The following is a 6,277-nucleotide window of genomic DNA, read 5'->3' on the forward strand; positions in this document are numbered from 1 at the left end:
TAGGATAGGGGGAGATTTCATGATAAAATATAGTTAACTAGATTTATTCCACTATTTAGAACACTGGTTAGGAGGTACTTTCTGTGACTCCATTGTATGGATTTCTTTTAGCTTTTCTTACATTTACTTTATTTTTTATTATCTATTATTTTCTATCTAGTAAAAAAGGTTTAGTCATTAGAAGTTTACTAGTTTTTTTGTTTACAACTAGTATGTTAACCTCCATTGCCATTTTTTACTATGTTTCTGAAAATGACCTTGTCATTGATTTTTCACTATTCACAAATCAGCTCGTATACTCTGAGGAGCTAGATGAAGAAAATAAGGATAGAGAGGCATTTCTTGTAGTAGACGAAAGTAATGTAATAATAAACGATTTTTCATTGTATCGGGACGCTGTTGATTTTTTAACTGAGGAAGAAGTAGCTGCATCCATACATTATTTAGAAAAAGGAAATATCATTTGGAATTCAAATATGAGAAGAGCAAAAAAAGTTTTATTAGATGCACCATTTATAAACCAATTACCTGAGCTCCCAAGAGGATGCGAGGTTACTAGCTTAGCCATGCTGTTACAATATTATAATGTTAATACAGATAAAATGGCATTAGCTGAGGAAATAAAAAAAGACAAAACTCCTTATGAAGTAAAAAATGGTGAGATTTATTTTGGAGACCCGTATAAAGGCTTTGTTGGAGATATGTATGACTTAAACAACCCTGGTTATGGTGTATACCATAAACCCATTGAACAACTGGCTAAAGAGTATTTAGGAGAGAAAGTTGTAAACATTACAGGAGGAACTTTCGACCATGTGCTAGCCCAAGTTTCCAAAGGACGGCCTGTTTGGATTATCATTAATACATGGTATCAAGAATTACCTGAGAGTGAATTTGAAACGTGGATTACTCCTAATGGTGAACTTGATATCACATATCGCTTACACTCTGTTGTAGTAACTGGCTTTGATGAAAAGTCTATTTATTTTAATGATCCTTTAGGTGAAAATAAGAATAGAAAGATTGACAAAAAGTCTTTCATTGATGCATGGAATCAAATGGGACAACAAGCAATTTTTATTTTAGATTAAAGTAGGCAGCCTCATGGTAGAGGCTGCCTTTGTTATATATTTTGTTACAATGTGGAAGATATAGGTGTTTCTTCCTTTTTTGTTTTTGATTCTGAAAATGGACTTTTACCTTCAATATAGATTTGGTGCCAAATCATAAAGATAAACACGGTCCAAAGCTTTCGGCTATAGTCACCTTTATTTTGTCGGTGTCCTTCTAGCATATTTAATAAATAGTTTTTGTTAAACAAGTAATCCGTTTCACTATTTTTAATCAATTTCTCAGCCCATTCGTACCATTCATTTTTTAACCAATGGCGAATTGGAACTGGAAAACCTAGCTTCTTTCTCATGAAAATATGTTCAGGTACTACTTCTTTTAACGCATCTCGTAGGATGTATTTCGTTGTACCATGACTAATCTTATGATCTGTTTGAAGCTGGCTTGCTACTCGAAATACTTCTTTATCTAAAAATGGAACACGAAGCTCTAAGGAATGGGCCATCGTCATTTTATCTGCTTTTACTAAAATATCTCCTCTAAGCCACGTATTTATGTCAATATACTGCATTTTCGTTACATCATCGTAAGTAGTTATTTGATCATAAAAAGCCTTCGTCTTATTCGTTGATGGATCATTTTTGTCATACGTATATAAGAAGGATGCTTTTTCCTCCTCAGACATTATTTTTGCATTCCCAAAATACCGTTCCTCTAAAGGCGTACTTCCTCGTTCAATAAAGCTTTTACCTTTCATTCCTTCAGGTAATTGCCTTGCAATCGAATGAAGCATTTTTTTTCCTACACTTGGAACATAGGAAAATGGCTTTAATGATTGTGGTTCACGATATATATTATATCCCCCAAATAGCTCGTCCGATCCTTCACCAGATAAAACAACTGTTACATGCTTACTTGCTTCCCGTGCCACAAAATAGAGTGGTACAGCTGCTGGATCAGCCATTGGTTCGTCCATATGCCATATAATCTTTGGCAGTTCCTTTAAATATTCCTCTGGGGTAATGACATATTCAATGTTTTCTACATTTAAACTTTCTGCAGTTTCTTTCGCTACATCAATTTCACTAAAACCATCTTGCTCAAATCCAACACTAAATGTTTTAATTTTAGGATTAACCTCTCTAGCTAACGCAACAATCGCTGTAGAATCTATTCCTCCAGATAAAAATGAACCAACTGGCACATCACTTCTCATGTGAATTTTAACAGAGTCTCTTAAAACATCGAGGATTTTTTCCTTTTGTTTATTATAAGAATCATTAGAAGGTGCAAAAGTTGGTTTCCAATATGGCTTAATCACCATTTTTTCATTCCACTTTTGCTTAATATAATGACCTGGCTCCAATTTTTTAATCGATTTAACTACAGTATTTGGCTCAGGATAATATTGGAAGGTTAAATAATGCTGCAGATGCTCAACATTTACTTCCAGCTTTTCTGTTTTATCATACAAGGACTTTGCCTCAGAGGCCATAAATAGCGTATCATTTATAATACTGTAAAAGAACGGCTTAATACCAAAATAATCCCTTGCTGCGAAGATTTCTTGTTCCACCTTGTCCCAAATGACAAAAGCAAACATTCCTCTAAGCTCTTTAACAGCATCCTCTTTCATAATACTATACAATGCTAGGATTGTTTCTGTATCAGATTCCGTTTCAAAGGATAGTCCTTCTTTTTTTAAACGTTCCCGTATTTCAACGTGATTATAAATTTCACCATTAAATATGATAATGTAACGGTGATTTTCATATGATAATGGCTGATGACCGTTTTCTATATCAATAATACTTAAACGGCGAAAGCCTAGCTTTATATAATCATCCTTATAATAACCTACTGCATCCGGTCCACGATGTGTAATCATCGTAGTAATTTTCTCAAGGGATTCATCAGTAGGAAGTGCTCCTCCAAAAGAGCCCACGAAACCACACATATTATCACCTCTAACGTTAAAGTAACCAATCTTTTCAATTTTATTTTTCTTTAAGTACCATAATAGAGTACTATAATAGAAACCTTTTTACAATCTTTTTGGGAGATTACATTCCCGTCATTCCGTGCTTCCTTTACTATGCCATGACAAAATTTTATTATTTGTGAATATAGAACCCTTTGTTTTTAGTAATCGATTATCCTTCAACACTTGTTCCATTGTTTCTCCAAAAATGATATCCTTATACTTTTCGTCCCAGCCTGCTTTTTTTTACTGTTTCCCTGACTGGACCTTTCATATTACAAAATAAAAAGGTTATCTCCTTTGCCTTCTTATATTTATTCATTATTTTTTCTAGGACCTCAATTGAGATAGTATCAATATCATTCACTCCTGACATATCTAAGACAACCCATTTAATAGCAGGCTTTTGTTGAATAAATACTGCTATCTTGTTTTCTAAATATCCTATATTAGCAAAATGAATACTAGCATCAATTCTGATCATCATAAATTCATCTACCGTTTTTGCCTGTGGGAATCTCTTAACATCCCGAAAAACATTTTCCTTTTCTATGTATCCTAACTCCACCACATTTGGCTTAGAACTTCTTTTTAATAAAAATAGAAGGGACAAAATAATACCAATGAGTATACCCCATTGCATGCCAATAAATAATGTCGAGACAAATGTTACAACCCAACACCAGCCATCTGTTGGTTTAATTTTAAATAAATGCACCACTTGCTTTACATTCACTAGTTTATATACTGCCATAATAATGATGGAAGCTAAAACAGCATTTGGTAGATAATAAAAAAATGATGTAAAGAAAAGCAATGTCAAGATAACTAACATTCCAGTAAATACAGAAGCAAGCTGTGTATGTCCTCCAGTTTGATAATTTACTGCACTCCGAGAGAAGCTCCCATTAATCGGTAATGCATGTACTAAGGAGGCTGTTATATTCGCTAATCCTAATGCTTTAAACTCATGATTGGGGTGTATACAATAGTTTTCTTTATCTGCAATTGCTTTTCCGATAGCTAGTGATTCCATAAATCCAAGGAGGGCAATCGTTAAGGCAATTGGCCATAATTGTTGAACTGCCTCTATTGTAATCGAAGGAAGTGTTAGGGATGGAAACCCTTGAGGGACATTCCCTACAATTTGGAGTCCAGTCTGATCTAATTGAAAGAAATATACTGAAATAATGGATACAATAATTACTGTTAAACCCGGTGGTATACTTGGAGTTAATTTTTTAAGTGTGATAAGAAGGATGATGCTTCCTGCACCAACTAGAAGAGTTATAAGGTGAAGTTCATTTATTTTTCCAAACAATTCGTAAAATAACATGTGAATATGTAAATAGCTACCTAAATCAATTCCTAAAAAATGCTTTAATTGACTTAGCCCTATTACAATTGCTGCCGCAGAGGTATAGGCACTCATGACAGCGTGAGAAATGAACTTTGTAACAAAGCCTACCTTAAAGACACCTAATAGCAATTGAATTACTCCTACCATGAGTGCTAGTGTGATGGCTAGACTAATAAATTCCTCCGATCGGGGGGAGGCATATACAGATACACCTGAATAGACGAGTAACGATGTAATGGCCACTGGTCCAACAGATAGATGCCGAGAGGAGGCAAAGAAAGCATAGATAAACAATGGTATAGTGGAAGCATATAATCCCATCACTGGAGGAAGGCCCGCTAACATAGCATAAGCCATCCCCTGTGGAATTAGCATGACGAATAGTGTTAATCCAGAAATAACATCATGTGTTAAATCTGTTTTATTGTAATTTTGTAATAAATATTTGTCCTTCTTAAACATGACCAAACCCTTCCTACATCTTCATTAAAGCGAATAATAATTTCTTTCATTACTATACTATCATATGATACTGAACTATTAGAGCAGCATGACAATAAAATAAAGAATTGGCAAAATAAAAAAGAATATGATTGTATTAAGTAGCCAACTAGAATTTGCTAAATCTATATCAAGTTTATACAATTGTGGCGGTACTAATGATGTAAAGCCTGGAGGCATTGCAGACAAAATGATAATGACCTTTAAAACGATGCCATCATATATATCCTTTAGACCGAAAAGTAAAGCGATGGACGTAATTGTAACTGGGATAATTGCATATTTTATAGCTGTAATTATAAAGCTTTCCTTTAAATAACCTTTTACAGCACTAATTTTCATATTAAAACCAGTAGGTACAATTAACAATATCGTAAAAATAGGAACTAAAACATTTATGATTGATGAATAATAGTCAGGTCTATCGAACGGTGATAGATTCAACATAGTTCCAACAACAATCGTTAAAAAAGTTACAATTATTAAAGGATTTGTGACGATTCTTTTTATATGTGATATTCTTTTCCCTTGTTCCTTTTTTTCTCCATATGTTTCAGCTATCGGAAAACCAATCGTATAATAAACTAATTCCTCAAATAATCGGAACATGGCAACAAAAACAAGACTAGCTTCTCCTAACAATACGAAGCAAAACAAGTTGCCAAAGCTTCCTAAGTTAGAAAAGGTTCCTGATGCAAACATAGATCCTTCCTGAGCTTTTTTCAGTTTAAGCATTCTTGATGCTAAAACAGCCAGTACACCACCGAGGCCCAGAGTAAGGACACCTAACAGAGGTACTGTAAGAAGACGGACTTCGTCTAGCTGTACATTCCAAAATGCCCCTAATATAATTACCGGATTCACGACCAATAATGCAGTCATTGTACATAATTTTAACATTTCATGTGTTTTTGTTGCTGACTGTATTTTCCCTTTATCTAAAAGAGCTCTTAAGTATCTACCAAAAAATAATCCGATAATTATAATGAATAGTGCAAAAATAAAATTACCTATCATGTGTTTCTCCTAGCTGCAGTATGAAACTCTAAAGTTAAAAGTACTGTAGAGATAGCAAATCTTTTTAAAACATTAGGAATGACTACTGCATGTTAATATAATGAATTACTTAAAAACGTTCTATGTAATATGATTACTTTTATAACAACGTTATTATTTTTTATATGTGAAAAGTTTATCAGTATTTCCGACAATTGAAAACCAATTTAACAGAAATTTCACTAAGAAAAGCACAAGGCACCCCAATTCCGCCTAAGTACAGCCTACGTCCTGTGGGCAACGGCTAAATCATCGTCGTCCTTACTCCTAGACATCAATAGAAAAAAACTATAAATTCTTACCTTTGA

General features: G+C 33.8%; 4 protein-coding genes. 1 reads left to right on the forward strand and 3 read right to left on the reverse strand.

Features of this window, described 5'->3' with window-relative positions:
* Window positions 1–83: 83 nt before the first annotated feature.
* Window positions 84–1,091: a C39 family peptidase gene (locus QA612_RS09435; protein ID WP_278283542.1), complete on the forward strand. Its 1,008-nt coding sequence runs from the start codon at window positions 84–86 to the stop codon at window positions 1,089–1,091.
* Window positions 1,092–1,135: 44 nt separating this feature from the next.
* Here QA612_RS09435 and asnB read toward each other — a convergent pair whose 3' ends face one another.
* The 3 genes from asnB to QA612_RS09450 all read right to left on the reverse strand — a co-directional run bounded on the left by asnB (window position 1,136) and on the right by QA612_RS09450 (window position 5,930).
* Entirely contained in the window at window positions 1,136–3,028 is a 1,893-nt protein-coding gene (gene asnB, locus QA612_RS09440) for an asparagine synthase (glutamine-hydrolyzing) (protein WP_278283543.1), read from the reverse strand.
* Window positions 3,029–3,269: 241 nt separating this feature from the next.
* Window positions 3,270–4,874, reverse strand: a complete 1,605-nt coding sequence (locus tag QA612_RS09445) for a SulP family inorganic anion transporter (RefSeq protein WP_278283544.1) — start codon at window positions 4,872–4,874, stop codon at window positions 3,270–3,272.
* 78 nt (window positions 4,875–4,952) lie between these two features.
* On the reverse strand, window positions 4,953–5,930 hold the full coding sequence (locus tag QA612_RS09450) for an AEC family transporter (protein ID WP_278283545.1): 978 nt from the start codon (window positions 5,928–5,930) through the stop codon (window positions 4,953–4,955).
* Window positions 5,931–6,277 lie beyond the last annotated feature (347 nt).

Source organism: Evansella sp. AB-P1 (assembly GCF_029688925.1).
Lineage (GTDB): Bacteria > Bacillota > Bacilli > Bacillales > Salisediminibacteriaceae > Evansella.

What these genes read in the sequence shown, in the direction of transcription:
- QA612_RS09450 (WP_278283545.1), bottom strand. Translation starts at nt 5,930, where the DNA reads ATGATAGGTAATTTTATTTTTGCACTATTCATTATAATTATCGGATTA.
- QA612_RS09445 (WP_278283544.1), bottom strand. Translation starts at nt 4,874, where the DNA reads ATGTTTAAGAAGGACAAATATTTATTACAAAATTACAATAAAACAGAT.
- asnB (WP_278283543.1), bottom strand. Translation starts at nt 3,028, where the DNA reads ATGTGTGGTTTCGTGGGCTCTTTTGGAGGAGCACTTCCTACTGATGAA.